The 15,946-nt window shown below is 69.4% G+C and carries 15 protein-coding genes; 13 read left to right on the plus strand and 2 right to left on the minus strand.

Annotation, left to right across the window (positions count from 1 at the left end; genetic code table 11):
- Positions 1–567: TetR/AcrR family transcriptional regulator (locus tag ACIQ3R_RS07210; protein ID WP_397416764.1), on the plus strand; the 567-nt coding region annotated here is incomplete at its 5' end.
- A 21-nt stretch (positions 568–588) separates the two neighbouring features.
- Positions 589–1,434: a tRNA glutamyl-Q(34) synthetase GluQRS gene (gene gluQRS / locus ACIQ3R_RS07215; protein WP_397416767.1), complete on the plus strand. Its 846-nt coding sequence runs from the start codon at positions 589–591 to the stop codon at positions 1,432–1,434.
- A gap of 7 nt (positions 1,435–1,441) precedes the next feature.
- On the opposite strand, the gene ACIQ3R_RS07220 is transcribed toward gluQRS, so the two are convergent.
- Positions 1,442–2,845 (minus strand): short-chain fatty acyl-CoA regulator family protein, encoded by a 1,404-nt coding sequence (locus ACIQ3R_RS07220; RefSeq protein WP_397416770.1) that lies wholly within the window; start codon positions 2,843–2,845, stop codon positions 1,442–1,444.
- A 209-nt stretch (positions 2,846–3,054) separates the two neighbouring features.
- Between ACIQ3R_RS07220 and ACIQ3R_RS07225 the strand changes: the two genes are divergently transcribed.
- The 11 genes from ACIQ3R_RS07225 to ACIQ3R_RS07275 all read left to right on the plus strand — a co-directional run bounded on the left by ACIQ3R_RS07225 (position 3,055) and on the right by ACIQ3R_RS07275 (position 14,417).
- On the plus strand, positions 3,055–3,456 hold the full coding sequence (locus tag ACIQ3R_RS07225; protein WP_397416773.1) for a MerR family transcriptional regulator: 402 nt from the start codon (positions 3,055–3,057) through the stop codon (positions 3,454–3,456).
- 445 nt (positions 3,457–3,901) lie between these two features.
- Positions 3,902–6,580, plus strand: a complete 2,679-nt coding sequence (mutS, locus tag ACIQ3R_RS07230) for a DNA mismatch repair protein MutS (RefSeq protein ID WP_397416776.1) — start codon at positions 3,902–3,904, stop codon at positions 6,578–6,580.
- Positions 6,577–7,191 (plus strand): HAD-IA family hydrolase, encoded by a 615-nt coding sequence (locus ACIQ3R_RS07235; RefSeq protein WP_397416779.1) that lies wholly within the window; start codon positions 6,577–6,579, stop codon positions 7,189–7,191. The genes mutS and ACIQ3R_RS07235 overlap by 4 nt, the downstream gene beginning before the upstream one ends.
- Before the next feature lie 33 nt (positions 7,192–7,224).
- A complete protein-coding gene (locus tag ACIQ3R_RS07240; RefSeq protein ID WP_397416782.1) occupies positions 7,225–7,770 on the plus strand; it encodes a TIGR00645 family protein in 546 nt (181 codons plus the stop codon).
- The gene (locus ACIQ3R_RS07245) at positions 7,767–8,222 is read left to right on the plus strand and encodes a VOC family protein (RefSeq protein ID WP_397416784.1); all 456 of its coding nucleotides are present in this window, start codon (positions 7,767–7,769) and stop codon (positions 8,220–8,222) included. The genes ACIQ3R_RS07240 and ACIQ3R_RS07245 overlap by 4 nt, the downstream gene beginning before the upstream one ends.
- A gap of 4 nt (positions 8,223–8,226) precedes the next feature.
- Entirely contained in the window at positions 8,227–9,447 is a 1,221-nt protein-coding gene (nhaA, locus tag ACIQ3R_RS07250) for a Na+/H+ antiporter NhaA (protein ID WP_397416786.1), read from the plus strand.
- Positions 9,448–9,515: 68 nt separating this feature from the next.
- The gene (locus ACIQ3R_RS07255; RefSeq protein WP_397416788.1) at positions 9,516–9,917 is read left to right on the plus strand and encodes a RidA family protein; all 402 of its coding nucleotides are present in this window, start codon (positions 9,516–9,518) and stop codon (positions 9,915–9,917) included.
- A gap of 64 nt (positions 9,918–9,981) precedes the next feature.
- Positions 9,982–11,334 carry an aspartate aminotransferase family protein gene (locus tag ACIQ3R_RS07260; RefSeq protein WP_397416790.1) on the plus strand — a complete coding sequence of 451 codons (1,353 nt, stop codon included), beginning with the start codon at positions 9,982–9,984 and terminating at the stop codon, positions 11,332–11,334.
- Positions 11,335–11,391: 57 nt separating this feature from the next.
- Positions 11,392–12,543: a sugar-transfer associated ATP-grasp domain-containing protein gene (locus ACIQ3R_RS07265; RefSeq protein WP_397416793.1), complete on the plus strand. Its 1,152-nt coding sequence runs from the start codon at positions 11,392–11,394 to the stop codon at positions 12,541–12,543.
- A gap of 64 nt (positions 12,544–12,607) precedes the next feature.
- The gene (locus ACIQ3R_RS07270) at positions 12,608–13,627 is read left to right on the plus strand and encodes a hypothetical protein (protein WP_397416795.1); all 1,020 of its coding nucleotides are present in this window, start codon (positions 12,608–12,610) and stop codon (positions 13,625–13,627) included.
- A complete protein-coding gene (locus ACIQ3R_RS07275) occupies positions 13,614–14,417 on the plus strand; it encodes an NTP transferase domain-containing protein (RefSeq protein WP_397416797.1) in 804 nt (267 codons plus the stop codon). The genes ACIQ3R_RS07270 and ACIQ3R_RS07275 overlap by 14 nt, the downstream gene beginning before the upstream one ends.
- Here ACIQ3R_RS07275 and ACIQ3R_RS07280 read toward each other — a convergent pair.
- A partial coding sequence (locus ACIQ3R_RS07280; RefSeq protein WP_397416799.1) for a TonB-dependent receptor plug domain-containing protein occupies positions 14,403–15,946 on the minus strand: 1,544 nt, incomplete at its 5' end. The two genes, ACIQ3R_RS07275 and ACIQ3R_RS07280, sit on opposite strands and share 15 nt — an antisense overlap.

The raw sequence follows: 15,946 nt of genomic DNA on the forward strand, positions 1-15,946 counted from the left end.
CTGGTGGAAGCCGCCCGAAGGCTGCTGGAGGCCGAGGGCCCGTCTGCGCTCTCGCTGAGGGCCGTGGCGCGGGAAGCGGGCGTGAGTCCTGCCGCTCCCTATCATCACTTCAAGGACAAGGCCGAGTTGCTCGACGCCGTCGCTCAGGAAGGCTGGGACATCCTCGGCGTGCAGATGGCCGCAGCCAAGCGCGCCACCGAGGGCCTGGAACAGCTGACCGCGCTCGGCATCGCCTATGTGCTCTTCGCGCGCGAGCACCCGGCCCTCTACCGGGTGATGTATGACTGCTCCCGCGACAAGGACGAACTCCCCGCCGAGGTGCAGGACAACAAGGACAGCGCCTACTGCATGGTGCGCGACACGCTGGTCGAGCACGGCGCCGACCCCAACGACGCGCTGGGGCTCGAACTGGCCAGCGTTGCGGCCTGGTGCGGCTCGCACGGCCTCGCCGAAATGGCGGGTTTCCGCCAGTTCGATCACCTCAAGGACGAGCTGGGCGGCGAGCGGCCGTTTCTGGAAGCGGTGCTCAATCAGATGGGCCTGTTCCCCAAGCCGCACGCCCGCTGACCCCATCCCGACGGACCGCAGATGTTCGTCACGCGTTTCGCGCCCTCGCCGACCGGCCGGCTGCATCGCGGCCACGCCTATTCCGCCCTGATCGCCGCCGGCGCCGCCCGTGCCGCCAGCGGGATGTTCATCCTGCGCATTGAGGATCTCGACGCTGGGCGCTGCCGCCCTGAGTTCGAGGCCGCGATCTTTGAAGACCTCGCCTGGCTCGGCCTGCAATGGCCAAAGCCGGTCCGGCGCCAGTCCGAACACATCGCCGACTACGCTGCCGCCCTTGCGACGCTGCGCGCGCGCGGCCTGCTCTACCGCTGCTTCCGAACCCGGGCCGAGCTGACCTCGGACCTCGCCGCCGCCCCGCACGGGCCTGTCGCGGCGCCAAGAGGCGGCCCGCTGGATCCCCGCGAAGAGGACCGGCGACTCGCTGAAGGCGCGCCCTTCGCCTGGCGGCTCTCGATCGACGCCTGCCATCGCACGCTCGGGGGCTTCGATGACCTGACAATCACCGTGATCGATCCGAACGGCGACCTCATCGTGCGGCCCGCCCGGCCTGAGACCGCCGGCGACATCGCGCTTTCGCGGAAAGATGCGCCTGCCGCCTATCACCTGGCCTGCGTGCACGATGACGCCCTTCAGGGGATCACCCATGTGATCCGGGGCGAGGATCTGGCCGAGGCCGCCCATATCCAACGACTGCTACAGGCGCTGCTCGGCCTGCCGCCTGTGATCTATCGGCACCACCCGTTGATCCTGGGGGCGAACGGCAAGCGTCTGGCCAAGCGCGAACAGTCCGAAACCCTCGCCAGTCTGCGCGCCGCCGGCGTGACGCCCGAAGCGCTTTGTGGAGGGCTCGGCCTGGACTGGATCTGAGCCTCGACTACCCGCCCAATCGGAACGGCACCGTTCGCCGCTCGTGCTGCGGCACGCTCAGGCGCCGATCGACCGGCGGGAAAGCGCGCTGGGCGCAGTCGTCGCGCTCGCAGATTCGGCAGCTGCTGCCGATAGGCTGGGCCGGCCCCTTGAGATCCAACCCCTGTGAATAGACCAGCTCGTGGGCGTGCTCGATTTCGCATCCGAAGCCCAGCACATAGCGGCGGTCCGGCGTCAGGTAGCTCTCCGAACGCTTCACCACCGCGCGGGCCACGCAAAGATACCGCACGCCGTCGGGCATGGCCGCCACTTGCACCAGGAACCGGTCGGGCGACGCCACCGCATCATGCACATTCCACAGCGGACAGGCCCCGCCGAAACGGGCGAACCGGAAACGGGTCGCGCTGTGGCGCTTGGTGATGTTGCCGGCGTAATCCAGCCGCACGAAGTAGAACGGCACGCCCCGATGACCAGGGCGCTGCAGGGTGGAGAGCCGGTGGCAGACCTGTTCCAGGCTCGCGCCGAACAAGGCCGCGAGTTGCTCCACGTCATGGCCCAGGCGGCGCGCCTCCGCCGCGAACCGGCGATAGGGCGTAAGCAGCGCGCCCGCCGCATAGTTGCCCAGGCCCACGCGGCAGACGTCCACGGCCTCGGAGCTCTTGAAGCCCGCTTGATCCAGTTCGCGTTCCACGATGTCGGCCAGGTTGGCCATCGCAACGTGGAAGGCCATCTGGAAGATGCGCGTCGCGGCAGGCTGGCTGGCGTTGATCCAGAGCTCATGGGTGACAGGATCGAAGCGCCGCATCGTGTCGCCCAGCGCCGCCTGCCGGACCCGGATTCCCAGCCGTTCCCGCAGGTACATCTCCAGCAGGACATCGGCCGGCGCCGCTGAATCCAGTCCGATTTCCTGAGCCAGGTCCTCCGCCGCGCGGTCGAGGCTGTCGATGTAGTTGTCCTTGAAGTGGAAGAAGTCCCGCACCTCTTCGTAGGGCAGCAGCGAGCTGGCCGCCGTGGCCTCGTCGAGCGACACCGCCTCCTCGGTCAGCTTCAGCCGTTCCGACAGCCGGTGGTTGGCGCGGTGCAGGTCCAGAAACCGCCGCGCAACGGAGGGCGCCTGCTGGGCGAGTTGGCGCAGTTCCGAGAGCGGGATCGGATCGCCCGTATCGGCGATAGCCTCACGCAGGTCCGCCACAAGGCGTTGGCCGTCGTCGGCCTCGAACATCTCGACCGGCGCGCCGAACGTCTCGATCAGGCCCATCAACACCCGGTCAGTGACGGGGCGCTGGTTGGCCTCGATCTGCGAGAGGTAGCTGACCGAAATGCCCAGTTCGCGGGCGCAGGTTTCAAGTCGCCACCCTCGCCGCTGTCGGAGCGCGCGCACCTTCGGGCCGACGAAAAGCTTGTAGCGCATTTTGCAATTTCACAAACCAGGCGCGGACTGGAGTCAAGTCTTCGCACGAACTTGGTTGAGCATAGAGGGAAAACCACGCTTGTTGCGGGCCGCGCCTCACCGAGCGGCGCCCCCTGGGCCGGCACGCCGCAATTCCGCCGTCCTGTGAGGGTCGCCTCGGAGAAAGGCACAATGGGAACGCTCTAGAAACGGGAACGCGGACCTCGATCATGAACGCCGACAGCATCCATCACCTCCCCCGCCTCGGCATGGCCGGCGCCATGCGTCTGTTCGGGCTCACCGCTCGGGCTTTGCGGTTCTACGAAGAAAAGGGCCTGGTCGAAGCCCGCCGCGACCGGCTGAACGCCCGCTTCTACGATCCCGTCGCACGGCGGCGGCTGGAGTGGATCTCGCGCCTGCGCAAGGCCGGCGTCTCCCTGCCCGATATCGAGGATGTGCTGCACGCCGAGGACGACGACGGCCGCGGCCGGGAGTGCGCCGTGCGTAAGCTCGAACAGCGTCGTGAGACGCTGGCCGCCGAGCTTGAGCGCCTGGACGCCGCGCTCACCGAATTCCGCACGCCCCGCGACGACCGTCCGGCCCGCCGGCTGGGCGTCAGCGCGCGGATCTGATCCGACTCAGCCTCCCGTACGGCCGGCGATGTCCGGCCCGCGATAGGCGACTTCAAAGACGGCGGCGCCGCCGGGCCCGGGCTCTCTCCGCTCGGGCTCGGCCACCCCGTCGAGGCATTCGTAGACGCGACGGGCCGACCTATCGCCGGCCGGCGCTGAGGTAACGCCGCTCGGTTGAGGTTTGCTCGGACCTAGAGTGACTCGACGTGCATGCCGTTATGGCGACATCCGGGCCAGACAGGCCCGAGGCGATAATCCCGGATAGGTCTGGCGCCACGCGGCCGCATGAATGCGGCCCAGCGCCTCAGCGTCCGATGGGCCGGACGGAAACACCACACCGCCAGCCTGGACCCGATCCCGCGCCATTCATCCACAGCTTGGCGCAGCGCCCGCGCCGTTCAAGGGGTGCGGGCGCGTGCCGTGTTCACTACCGTGGCGGCTTCCGATGAACGCCCAGGCCCCCGCTCCGCCCCCCGACTCCGCCGGCGCGACACCGGTGATGGCCCAGTTCTTCGAGGCCAAGGCGCGACAGCCCGACGCCCTGGTGTTCTTCCGCATGGGCGACTTCTATGAATTGTTCTTCGAGGACGCCCAGAAGGCCGCAGCGACCTTAGGCATCACCCTGACCGCGCGCGGCCAGCACGGCGGCCAGCCGATCCCCATGGCGGGCGTGCCGGCCCACGCCATGGAGGCTTATCTCGCCAAGCTGATCCGCGCCGGCTTCAAGGTGGCCGTCTGCGACCAGCTGGAGGATCCTGCCGAAGCGAGGAAACGGGGTTCCAAGGCCGTGGTCCGCCGCGATGTGGTTCGCGTGGTCACGCCGGGCACCCTGACCGAGGACGGGCTGCTCGATGCGCGGGGGGCGAACCGGTTGGCGGCCGTCGCCGCGCGGGCCGGCGGCGCAGCGGTGGCCTCGGTCGAGCTCTCCACCGGCGAGGTGGAATGCCTGGCGACCACCGTCCAGGGTCTGGCCTCGGCCCTGGCCGCGCTGGGGCCCTCGGAAATCCTGGTTCCGGATCGTCTGTTCGCCGATGCGGACATCTCGGCCGCGCTCAAATCCGCCGGCGGGTTCGTCCAGCCGCTGCCCTCGGCGATGGCCGAGCCGGGGGCCTCGGAGGCGCGGCTCAAGCGGCTTTACGGCGTCGAGACGCTGGACGGCTTCGGCAAGTTTTCCGGCGCGGAAATCTCTGCGCTGGGTCTGATCGCAGCGCATCTGGAGACCACACAGGCCGGGCGCATGCCGGCCCTTTCCGCCCCGCGCCGAGCGGGCGAAGCCGACGTCATGGCCATAGACCCGGCCACCCGCGCCAGCCTGGAGATCGAGCGCGCCACCTCCGGGGCCCGGGACGGCTCCCTGCTGGCCGCCATCGATCGCACCGTCACCGCGCCCGGCGCCCGGCTTCTGGCCGCGCGGCTCGCACGACCCCTGCTCGACCCCGCCGCTATCGAAGCCCGTCTCGACGCAGTGGCCTGGCGTCTGACCCGCAGGGCGGAACGGCGCGACCTCCGCGAGGCCCTGCGCGCCATGCCGGACATGGCTCGCGCGTTGGCCCGCCTGGCGCTCGGCCGCGGCGGTCCGCGTGATCTGGGCGCCCTGCGCGATGGACTGGAGGTCGCGGGCCGGCTCTCCGCCCTGATCGGCGGCGGCGGCGCGCTCGATCCTCCGCCGGCCGAGATCGCGCAGGCCGCCGTCGCCCTCGACATCGCCGCGTCAGCCGACCTTTCGGCCCTCAGTGAACTGCTGGCCCAGGGCCTCGCGACGGACCTCCCCGTTCTGGCCCGTGACGGCGGATTCGTGGCGGCCGGCGTGCGGCCCGAGCTCGATCAGGCCCGCGCGCTTCGCGACGACAGCCGCCGGGTGGTCGCGGCGCTGGAAGCGCGGCTGGCCGGCGAAAGCGGCGTTGCGCTGAAGATTCGCCACAACGCCGTGCTCGGCTACTTCGTGGAGACCACGGCGAAGGCCGCCGAGCCGCTGATGAAGCCGCCGCTCAACGCCACCTTCATCCACCGCCAGACCATGGCCAACCAGGTGCGCTTCACCACCGTCGAGCTGGCCGAGCTCGACGCCCGCATCGCCCAGGCGGGCGAACGCGCCCTGGCCATCGAACTGGAGACCTTCGAGGCCTGGCGCGCGGTGGTGACCGCCGCCGCGCCCTCGATCCAGTCAGCCGCTCGCGCCGCCGCCACGCTCGACGTGGCGCTGGGCGTCGCCGAATGGGCCGACGATGTGGGCGCGAGCCGCCCGCTGATCGACCGCTCCACCGCCTTCGAAGCCGAGGCCGCGCGCCATCCGGTGGTCGAGGCGGCGGTGACCCGCGCCGGAGAGGCCTTCACCCCCAACGACTGCCGCCTCGACGGCCAGGGCGTCGGCGGACCCAGGCTCGCCATCGTCACCGGGCCCAACATGGCGGGGAAGTCCACCTTCCTGCGCCAGAACGCGCTGCTGGCGGTGCTGGCCCAGGCCGGCTGTTATGTACCGGCCAAGCGGCTGCGACTCGGCGTGGTGGATCGCCTCTTCAGCCGTGTCGGCGCGGGCGACGACCTGGCGCGCGGCCGCTCCACCTTCATGACCGAGATGGTCGAAACCGCCGCCATCCTGACCCAGGCGACGCCGCGAAGCCTGGTGATCCTGGACGAGATCGGACGCGGCACCGCCACCTACGACGGCCTGGCGATCGCCTGGGCCTGCGTCGAGGCGCTGCACGAGACCAACCGCTGTCGGGCGCTGTTCGCCACCCACTATCATGAGCTTTCGGTGCTGGAGGACCGGCTGGCCTATGTCGCCAACCTCAGCCTCAGGGCCAAGGAGTGGAACGGAGACCTCATCTTCCTGCACGAGGCCGCGCCCGGCCCGGCCGACCGGTCCTATGGCGTGCAGGTGGCCAAGCTGGCGGGCGTACCGGCCGGCGTCGTCGCCCGCGCCCGACAGGTGCTGGAACGGCTGGAACGGGAGGCTTCCGGCCCCGCCAATCTCGACGATCTGCCCCTCTTCGCCGCCGTCGCCGAACCCGCCGCCCGTTTCGGCCCCAGCCGGGCGGAGGAGGCGCTCGCCGCCCTCGACCCCGACGGCATGAGCCCCCGTGAGGCGCTGGACGCGCTCTATCGGCTTAAGGGGCTGGTTTGATCGCACGCCCGATCCTGATGATCGATGTCGATGGTGTGATCGTGCACGGCCCGCCCGGAGGCTGGGCGGCGAATCTGGAGGCGGATCTCGGCGTCGCCCGGGCGACGCTGGACGCTCATTTCTTTCGGCCGCACTGGCGCGATATCGCGCTGGGCCGGGCGGCCTTGCGCGAACGGCTGGAACCGATGTTGGCCGAACACGCCCCGGGCGTCTCCGCCGACGCCCTGATCAACTACTGGTTCGCCAAGGACGCCGTTCTCGACGTGGCGCTGCTGGAGGATCTCGCGAAAGCGCGTTCGCAGGGTTGGGCCATGCGGTTGGCCACCATCCAGGAGCACGAACGCGCCGCATACCTCTGGAACGATCTCGGTCTCAGGAGTCGCTTCGACGCCATCGACTACGCCGCCGACATCGGGGCGATGAAGTCCGAGCCCCGTTTCTACCGCGCCGTCGAGATTCGCACAGGACGACCGCCGGAGGGGCATCTGCTGATCGACGACACCGCCGCCAACATCGAAGCCGCCCGCGCGGCCGGCTGGAAGGCCGAGCTCTGGGACGGCCAGCACACCATGTCTGAGCTGATTTCGGCGCTCGGCATCCGGTTCCGATAGCGAACGAGCTGTGTCCCGGATTATTCCTGGGTCATGAGCCACTCCAAACCCAAACCCCTTATCGAGCGCCATCTGGAGCTCTGGATTTTCCGATCCCGCTGGCTGATGGCGCCCTTCTATGTGGGGTTGATCCTGGCCCTGGCGGCGCTGTTCGTCGTGTTCGTGCAGGCGGCGATCAAGGATCTGTCGCAGCTGGGTTCCATGTCGCCCGAAGAGGCGATCCTGATGGCGCTGACGCTGATCGACCTGTCGCTGGCGGGCAACCTTCTGCTGATCGTGATCTTTTCCGGCTACGAGAACTTCGTCTCCAAGATCGACACCGGCGACGACGAGGACCGCCCCGGCTGGATGGGCACGGTCGACTTCTCGGGGCTCAAGCTGAAACTGGTCGCCTCGATCGTAGCGATCAGCGCGATCGCGCTCCTGAAGGCCTTCATGGAACTCGCCGAGGGGAAGGACATCTCCGATCGTCAGCTGGCCTGGCTGGTGGGCATCCACCTGGTGTTCGTGATCTCCGGCGTCCTGCTGGCGGCGATGGACTGGCTGGCCGCGCGCAGTGGCAAGAGCGGACACGGATGATCGAAGTCAACGGCGTCGCCCACACCTTCATCACCGCAGGAGACTTCGAAGCGTCGGTCGCCTTCTACCGCCGCCTGCTTCCATTCCTGGGGATGAGCGAGGTCGCCGACAGCCCCGACACCTATTACTGCGTCGGCGGGCGCACGGGTTTTGGGATCCGACGGCCCGACCCGGAGCATCGCGGCGCGCGGTTCGTGCAGTTCCGCGTCGGGCTGCACCACCACTGCTGGCGGGCGCGGTCGCGGGAGGATGTCGACGACGTCCACGCTCTGCTGATCGAGATGGGGGCCCGAATCGTCCATCCGCCGCAGGATGAGCCCTGGGCGCCCGGCTACTACGCCGTGTTGTTCGAGGACCCGGACGGCGTGCGCCTGGAGGTCAACCACGTTCCGGGGCGCGGCCTGTTCGACACACCGACCCGCCGGGTCGGCGCCTCGCTGGACGGGCGATAGCGCCATGCCCAGCGTGTTCAAGCGTATCCCCGCCGAGGCCTGGCCCGGCCTGGCGCTGCTCGGCGCAGCAGCCGTGGCGATGCTGATCGCCAACTCGGCGCTGGGCCCGGCGCAACAGGCGCTGCTCAAGACCGACCTGTCCGCAGGGTTCGGCGCGGCGGCCATCACCCTTCCGCTCTCCGGCTGGGTGAAGAACGGCCTGATGGCGATCTTCTTCTTCTATGCCGGCCTGGAGTTGAAACGCGAACTCCTGGAGGGCGCGCTGTCCAAGCCGACCGCCGCGATCTTGCCGGCCGCAGGCGCGGTTGGCGGCATGGCGCTTCCGGCGTTGATCTACCTTGGGGCGGCGGGCGACGGCTTCGCTCAAGGGTGGGCGATCCCCGCCGCCACCGACATCGCATTCGCACTGGGCGTGCTGGCGCTGCTGGGGCCTCGGGTGCCGGCGGCGCTGAAGGCGTTCCTGCTGGCCGTGGCCGTAATCGACGACCTGGGCGCGATCTTGATCGTCGCCTTCGCCTACACCGGCGCGATCAGCGGCGTCTGGCTGGGCTGGGCGGCGGCGGCGTTCGCGGCATTGTTCGGGCTCAATCGGCTGGGCGTGCGCTCGATGTGGCCATATGCGGTGCTGGCCCTGCCGCTCTGGGTGGCGATGCAGAATTCCGGGGTGAATCCGACCCTGGCGGGCGTGCTGGCCGCCGCGGTGATTCCTCTGCGCGACCGGACCGGCGGTTCGCCGCTGCATGATCTTGAGCACCGGCTGCGGCCCTGGGTGCTTTACGGAGTCATGCCGATCTTCGCGCTGGCCAACGCCGGCGCGCCGCTCGGAGCCGGGCTGATCACCGCTTTGGGTCATCCGGTCGCCGTCGGCACGGCGCTGGGCCTGGCGCTCGGCAAGCCGGTCGGGATAACGCTTGCGGTGCTGGCGGCGGCGCGGGCGATGCGCGCGCCCTTGCCGGGAACCCTGGCCCAGGTCCTGGGCGTGGCCGCCGTCGCCGGCGTCGGCTTCACCATGAGCCTGTTCATCGGCGCCCTGGCGTTCGACGATCCGGCTTTGGCGGCGCCCGTGCGGATCGGTGTCTATGCAGGTTCGATCAGCGCCGCCATCCTGGGCCTGCTGATCCTGGTCCGGGTCCTGCCGCCCTCCGCCCCGGCCGCCGGCGGCGAAGATCCGACCCATCCATTCATCGGGCCGGAAACCGCCTACCGCGAGCCGCCGCCGCGCTGAACGCCCCTGGCCAAACCTGACGAGCTATGGTTTCGCCGACGCGACCACCCAAACTGGAGAAACCCGCCATGAGCCGATGGACCCCCGTCATCCCGCAAGCGAGGCGGGCCGCCTACGAGCGGTCGCAGTTCGCCCCGGCCGTCGTGGCGGGCGGCCTGATCCATGTCTCGGGCCAGGTGGGACGCGATCCGGCCAATGGAGACGTCCCGGCCGACCTCGAAACCCAGCTCACCCATGTGTTCGATGGTCTGAAACTGGTCCTCGCAGAGGCGGGTGCGGAAATGTCCGATATCATCAGCCTGACCAGCTATCATGTGGGCGACATGGCCCAGCACATGCCGGCCTTCATCGCGACCCGTCAGCGTTACATCTCAGACCCGTTTCCCGCCTGGACCGCTGTGGGCGTCACGGCGCTGGCCGCACCGGCGTTCCTGATCGAGGTGTCGGCCATCGCCCTCGCGCCGGGCTGACATCCAACCCCGGCATTGCGCCCTCCGGTCGGGCCGGTCATCCTCGCGGATGGGGGGCTCGGCCATGGAAGACGCGACACGACGCAACCACGATCCCATTCTGCGGCGGGATCCGACCAAGGCCTATCCGCGGATCGTGCGCGCCGAAGGCTCATGCCTCTTCGATGAGGCCGGCAAGCGTTACATTGACGCCGCCGGCGGGGTGTTCGTCATCACCGTCGGACACAGCGCGCCAGACGTGGTCGAGGCCATGGCCCGCCAAGCCGCCGAGGTCGCCTTCGCACCGACATCGGAGTTCACCAGCGACGCCGAACAGGACTTCGCCCGTCGCCTCCTGGCGCTGGCCCCGAGCGCCTATACCAAGGCCTGGATCTGCACTTCGGGATCCCAGGCCACCGAAACAGCGATCAAGATGGCCAGGGTCCATCACCTTAACGGTGGGGAGGGCGCTCGCATCCAGGTGGTCTCGCGCTGGAACAGCTATCACGGCTCCAGTCTGGGCGCCCTGGCGCTCACCGGCCACGCGCCCCGGCGGGAACACTTTCAACCCTACTTCGCGCCCTCTCCCAAGATCGAGCCGCCCTACTGCTATCGCTGCCCGTTCAACCTCGCCCAACCCGGCTGCGGCTTGGCCTGCGCCGATGATCTTGAAACGACCATCCGGCGGATCGGCGCCGCCAACCTTTCGGCCGTGATCGTCGAGCCCGTATCCGGCGGGCCGCTCGGCGCCCTCTCCTCGCCGCCCGGCTACCTCAAGCGCATCCGCGAGATCTGCGACCGGCACGGCCTGCTCATGATCATCGACGAGGTGATCACCGGGGCCGGACGAACCGGCCTCGCCTTCGGATTCCAGCACGACGACGTGGAGCCCGATATCGTCACGCTGGCCAAGGGAATCGGCGGCGGGTTCGTGCCGATCGGCGCGCTCCTCGTGCACGAGCGGGTGGCGAAGCGCTTCGCTGAAGCCGGCTCGGTGTTCCGGCATGGCGAGACCTTCACCGGCCATGCGGTGATCGCCGCCGCTGGAGCCGCCGTCCTGGCGCGCATCGAGCGTGAGGGCTTGATCGAACGCGCCCGAACCATCGGCGACAGATTGGGCGCGCGCCTCGGCCGTTTGGCCGACCACCCGATGGTGGGCGAGGTGCGCGGCGTCGGGTTGCTCTGGGGAATCGAGCTGGTGGCCGACAAGGCGACGCGCGCGCCCTATCCTCGCGCCCGACAGGCGGCCGACACCGTGACGCGCTACGCGCGAGAGGCCGGGGTGATCGTGGTGGCCGGCATCGGTTGCGCCGACGGCGTGGCGGGCGACACGCTCTGCCTCTCGCCGCCTTACGTGATCACCGAGGACGAGATCGAGGAGATCGCCACGGTGCTGGAGGCCGCCCTGGACCGCGCCTACGCTGAGTTGTCGGCCTGAGACCGGGCTCAAAAGCCCTTCCGAGGACTGTCACACCGGCGCGCTAGATTTGTGGGCGTGGGCTATGACCGCATCTACTATCTGAAGAAGGCTTTCGCCCTTTGGCCCGGGGTGGTCCGGCCAGTGAGCGGGACGTTCCTGGCGGCGCACTATAGGCGCCGCGGCGCCACGCGGGGGGCGGCGCGCGCGGCGTTGGACGCCGTGGCGGGACTGGCCTTCCTGGTCTGGATCCCCTGGCGAGCCCGCAATGTGGCCCGGCGCTTCGGGCTGAACGACGACTGGCGCCGACGCGCGATCCGCATCGCGCGCGCCCGCTTCGCGGACCCGCAGGACCTGGCGCTGTTCGGCGTCGAGACCGCCGAGGCGATGGACGGCTACATCCGCCGCTTCGAGGATGCGGGGCTCAATCGGATTCTCAATCCCCTGGGTTGGTCCGGCGCCTGCGCGCTGGCCGACAAGGTGGTGTTCGCCGCGCGATGCGCGAACGCCGCCCTGCCCCAGCCCGAAACCGTCGCGCTGGCCGGCGGCGGACGGATCAACGTCCTGACCGACCCGGCGGGCCGTGAGCTGGTGACCAAACCGACGGACGGTGAGGGCGGTGACGGCGTGCGGCGCCTGGGAGCCTTTAGCAACGCCGCCGATCTGATCGCTCGCGCCCCATCGGCGCTCGCGCGCGGCCCGGGTATGCACCTGATCCAGCCCTGGCTGGCGCCGCATCCCGGCCTTGTCGATCTCGCGCTCGACGCTCTGGCAACGGTCCGCGTCGTCACCATTCTGGACGAAACCGGGACGCCCGAGACGGTCAGCGCGACGTTCCGCTGCGCGTCGGGGCACGGGGTCGTGGTCGACAACATGAAGGCCGGCGGGCTGATCGCCCCGGTCGAGCTGAAGTCGGGCCGACTGGGTGAGGCGTGGAAGGGCTATGGCGGCGGTCCCTGCGTGCGCCACCCTGCGACGGGCGCGGAGATCGCGGGGCGGACGCTGCCGGACTGGCCCGCGGCCGTGGCGCTCGCCGAGCGCGCGCATGCGGTTGCGTTCGCAGACTACACGCTGGTGGGCTGGGATATCGGCCTGACGGAGGATGGCCCGGTGCTGATTGAGGGCAACTCGAAGCCCGGCGTGCTGATGCCGCAACGCGCGGCGCGGCGCGGCCTGGGCGAAGGTCGCTATGGCGCGCTCATCGCTCATCATCTTGCCACCAAAGCTTAGTCGGCCCGTCACAGGGGCGCGCTAACTCCGGAGGCGGACTTCGACGCCCGCCCAGGAGCGCCCCATGCCGGCCCCGCGACGCATCCCGCCCGAACTCCGCGACACCCTGAGCGTGCTGTTCATTGCCCGCCACGCCCGCTGGGAGGGCGATGCCGGCCACCCGCAAGACGGCACCCATGCGGTCTATCATCGCGAGATGCGGGCTGCGCTTGAGTCGCTCCCAGTTCGACTGGAGATCGCCGACGACTACCGGGTGCTGTTTGAACCGGCGCGCTGCGACTTCGTGTTTCCACTGTTGAACCGCGGCGGCTTCCTCAACTCCGAAATGCTGTTGCCCCTGCTCTGCGAGCGGCAGGGCCTGCCCTATCTGGGCGCCAGCCCGATCCTGCGCGGGCTGGCCGACGACAAGCACCTGGCCAAGCGCGCCGCTCAGGCTGCGGGCGTGCCGACCGCGCCCTGGGCGGTCTATCGGCGCGGCGCTTTGGTGGATCCGGCGTCCTGCCCCCGCGCGCCACGCTATGTGATCAAGCCCAACGCCTCTTCGGCGAGCTGGGGCGTCTCAGATGCCTGGGATTGGGCAAGCGTGCGCGCCGCCGTGCAGAGGCTACATGACGAGGGCCATGACGCTCTGGTGGAACCCTTCATCATGGGTCACGACATCGAGGTCTCGGTAGTCACCCGGGACGGGGCGCCGCTGATCCTGCCTACCCACGTGGTTGAGCAGACCGACCCCGGCGCGCTTCGCACCTATGCCGAAAAGCGCGACCTGACGCCGGCCCAGGCCTACGCCATCCGGCCGCTGGAGGATCTGGCTCAGGCGGCGGTGGCCGAAGCGCGCGCGCGCCGCTTGTTCCGCGAGTACGCGCCCTTTGATTACGGGCGCTTCGAGTTTCGGCTGGATGTTCGGACTGGCGAAATCCTGTTCCTGGAGGTCAACCTCAACTGCAACCTCTGGTCCCGCAAGACCATCGCCTTGGCCGCTTCGCGGCTGGGCTGGAGCCACACCGATCTGATCGAGACGATCCTGGTCGAGAGCCTGGATCGCCAGGGCCTGCTCGCCCGCCGCTACAATGCCGCCGCCTGAGATGCAGACCTTCACCGCCATCATCCTGGCCGGACAACGCGCCGGCGCGGTCGACCCGCTGGCCGAGGCGGCGCACGTCGCCAACAAGAGCCTGGTCCCGATCGCCGGACGGCCGTTGATCGCCCATGTCGCCGAGGCGCTCGTCGCGACGCCCGGGCTCATCCGCCTGCGCATTGTCGCCGAGCCCGGCGTGGAGCTGCGCCTGAGGACCGCATTGCCGCGCGGCGGGCCGCCGATCGACTACATCCCCGCCTCCGGAAACCTGGCCGACAGCGTGCATGCCGGCGCAGCCGGCCTGACGGGGCCGATCCTGGTCACCACCTCCGACAATGTGCTTCTCACACCCGGCGCAGTGCGCGAAACCCTGGCCGCGCTCGCATCCGCCGACGTCGCCGTCGCGCTCGCCACCCGGGCGGCGGTGCTGGCGGCCCACCCCGACGGTCAGCGCCGGTTCTATCGGTTCGCGGACGACGCCTACTCCAACTGCAATCTCTACGCGCTCGCCGGGCCGACCTCATTGAAGGCGGCGGAGACCTTCCGGTCAGGTGGGCAGTTCGCCAAGAAACCACTGCGCATGATCCTGGCGTTGGGCCCCATCAACCTGGCGCTGATGCTGGCCGGGCGTCTGACGCTGCGCGACGCCTTCACCCGAATCTCCCGCCGTCTGAAGTTACGCGTGGCGCCCGTGGTGCTGGCTGACGGCGCCCATGCCATCGACGTGGACAACGCTCGCACCTTCGCCTGCGCCGAGCAGCTTCTCCTGCGTCGCGCCGCCTCAGAAGCGGCCTGAGACCTGGAACCCCACGGTCCGCAGGCCTTCCGGCCCACCGAGCGCCCGACGGAGCTCGACGCGATCAATTGCGCCTGAGGCTCGGCTGCCACGGAAGAACTCCCGGGTGCGGGTTTCGCGCGGCGAGAGCAGGTTGTTGGCGAAGATCCGCGCCGTCACAGGCTTGATGGCGGTCGTCTCGATAAACAGGTCAAGCCGCGGCATGGGCCGCTCGTAACGGATGGCCTCGGCGCGCCGATATTCCTGACGGTCCGACCAGTCCACCAACGATCCGCCCCAGGAGAGCTGCAGCGCCGGGGCGTTCTGGCGGAAGCTCAGCACATAGGCCCAGTCCTTGTTGGCCAGATTCAGCGTCGGCGATCCTGCCAGCGTGCCCTGGCGTTCCAATGGCGACGAGAACGACCGCTTCTCGCCGGTGATTGGGTCGGTCACTCGCGTGCGCTGCCAGACCCCGTTGAATCGGAGCTCGGCATTGGGCAGGCCGATGAAGGCCAACGGTGTCGCGGCGCGGGCCTCAAGGCCGAGACGGCTGCCTCGGCCGATGTTTCCAAAGGCGTCGGCGCCGGCGATGTCCACCAGGTCTCGCACATCGTCGACGCGGTCGGCGAAAGCCGTGAGGGTCAAGGCGGTGCGTGGCGCAAGCCGCGCCTCCCACTCCAACCGCGCCTTCCAGGCCTTCTCGGGCACGAGGTTCGGGTTGCCCTGAGTGCTGGCGGCGTTGACGAAATCGACCGTGCTGGAGAACTCGGCGAAATCCAGCTGGGCCACATCGCGCACCAGGCTGGCGCGCAGCGTGCCGGTTGGTCCGAGCACCCAGGTGGCCGTGGCGCGCGGCTTCACATAGCGAAAGCTGCGCTCCTTCTGCTGATCGCCGGTCTGGGTGATACGGGAGGCCTCGACCGCCAATCCGTACTCCAGCGTGAGCGTGGGTGAGACCGTCCAGATGTCGCTGGCGAACACCTCGCCTCGGGTCTCTTCGACCCGGGCGTTTGAGACCGCCAACGGCACAACCACCAGGGGACCGCCGCGCAGCTGGTTGGTGATGCCAAAGGTGGTGTCGCGATAGTTGAACGCGCCTTCGCCGCCGAACACGAGCGTGTGCGCCGGGCTCAGCGTCCATTTGATCCGGCCGCGCGCAATCCGCTCGCCGTTGCGGGTGGTGCGGTCCTGGGTTCGGGTCAGAAACGTGTTCGGGAAAGTCTGGATCTGGAAGACGTCGCCCTGATCGACGCTGCCGTTGGAGATCAGGGTCACCAATTTGGTGGAAAGTCCCGGGCCAAGCTGGTGTTCCCAGTCGGCGCCCAGTTCAGCGGTGTAGTTGCGATCGAAGTTTGAGCGTCCGATCAGCAGGCTCCGCGGCGCGCCGGTTCCGGTCACTTCGGCCTGGATGGTGTCGAGGTGGTTCCAGGTCGGGGCGACCTGAATGTTGGCGTTCACCACATCGACCGGGCTCGGCCGCCAGCGCAGGGTCGCCGAGCCCTGGGCGCCGATATTCTGGGGCTTGCCCAGCAGCCGCCGGGCGCCCGTCA

Origin of the sequence: Phenylobacterium sp., from assembly GCF_044371015.1 — a bacterium.
Classification (GTDB): domain Bacteria; phylum Pseudomonadota; class Alphaproteobacteria; order Caulobacterales; family Caulobacteraceae; genus Phenylobacterium.

Excerpts from the sequence above, each read along its gene's own strand:
- gluQRS (WP_397416767.1), top strand. The coding sequence starts at position 589 with ATGTTCGTCACGCGTTTCGCGCCCTCGCCGACCGGCCGGCTGCATCGC.
- ACIQ3R_RS07220 (WP_397416770.1), bottom strand. The coding sequence starts at position 2,845 with ATGCGCTACAAGCTTTTCGTCGGCCCGAAGGTGCGCGCGCTCCGACAG.
- ACIQ3R_RS07225 (WP_397416773.1), top strand. The coding sequence starts at position 3,055 with ATGAACGCCGACAGCATCCATCACCTCCCCCGCCTCGGCATGGCCGGC.
- mutS (WP_397416776.1), top strand. The coding sequence starts at position 3,902 with ATGAACGCCCAGGCCCCCGCTCCGCCCCCCGACTCCGCCGGCGCGACA.
- ACIQ3R_RS07240 (WP_397416782.1), top strand. The coding sequence starts at position 7,225 with ATGAGCCACTCCAAACCCAAACCCCTTATCGAGCGCCATCTGGAGCTC.
- ACIQ3R_RS07245 (WP_397416784.1), top strand. The coding sequence starts at position 7,767 with ATGATCGAAGTCAACGGCGTCGCCCACACCTTCATCACCGCAGGAGAC.
- nhaA (WP_397416786.1), top strand. The coding sequence starts at position 8,227 with ATGCCCAGCGTGTTCAAGCGTATCCCCGCCGAGGCCTGGCCCGGCCTG.
- ACIQ3R_RS07255 (WP_397416788.1), top strand. The coding sequence starts at position 9,516 with ATGAGCCGATGGACCCCCGTCATCCCGCAAGCGAGGCGGGCCGCCTAC.
- ACIQ3R_RS07260 (WP_397416790.1), top strand. The coding sequence starts at position 9,982 with ATGGAAGACGCGACACGACGCAACCACGATCCCATTCTGCGGCGGGAT.
- ACIQ3R_RS07270 (WP_397416795.1), top strand. The coding sequence starts at position 12,608 with ATGCCGGCCCCGCGACGCATCCCGCCCGAACTCCGCGACACCCTGAGC.
- ACIQ3R_RS07275 (WP_397416797.1), top strand. The coding sequence starts at position 13,614 with ATGCCGCCGCCTGAGATGCAGACCTTCACCGCCATCATCCTGGCCGGA.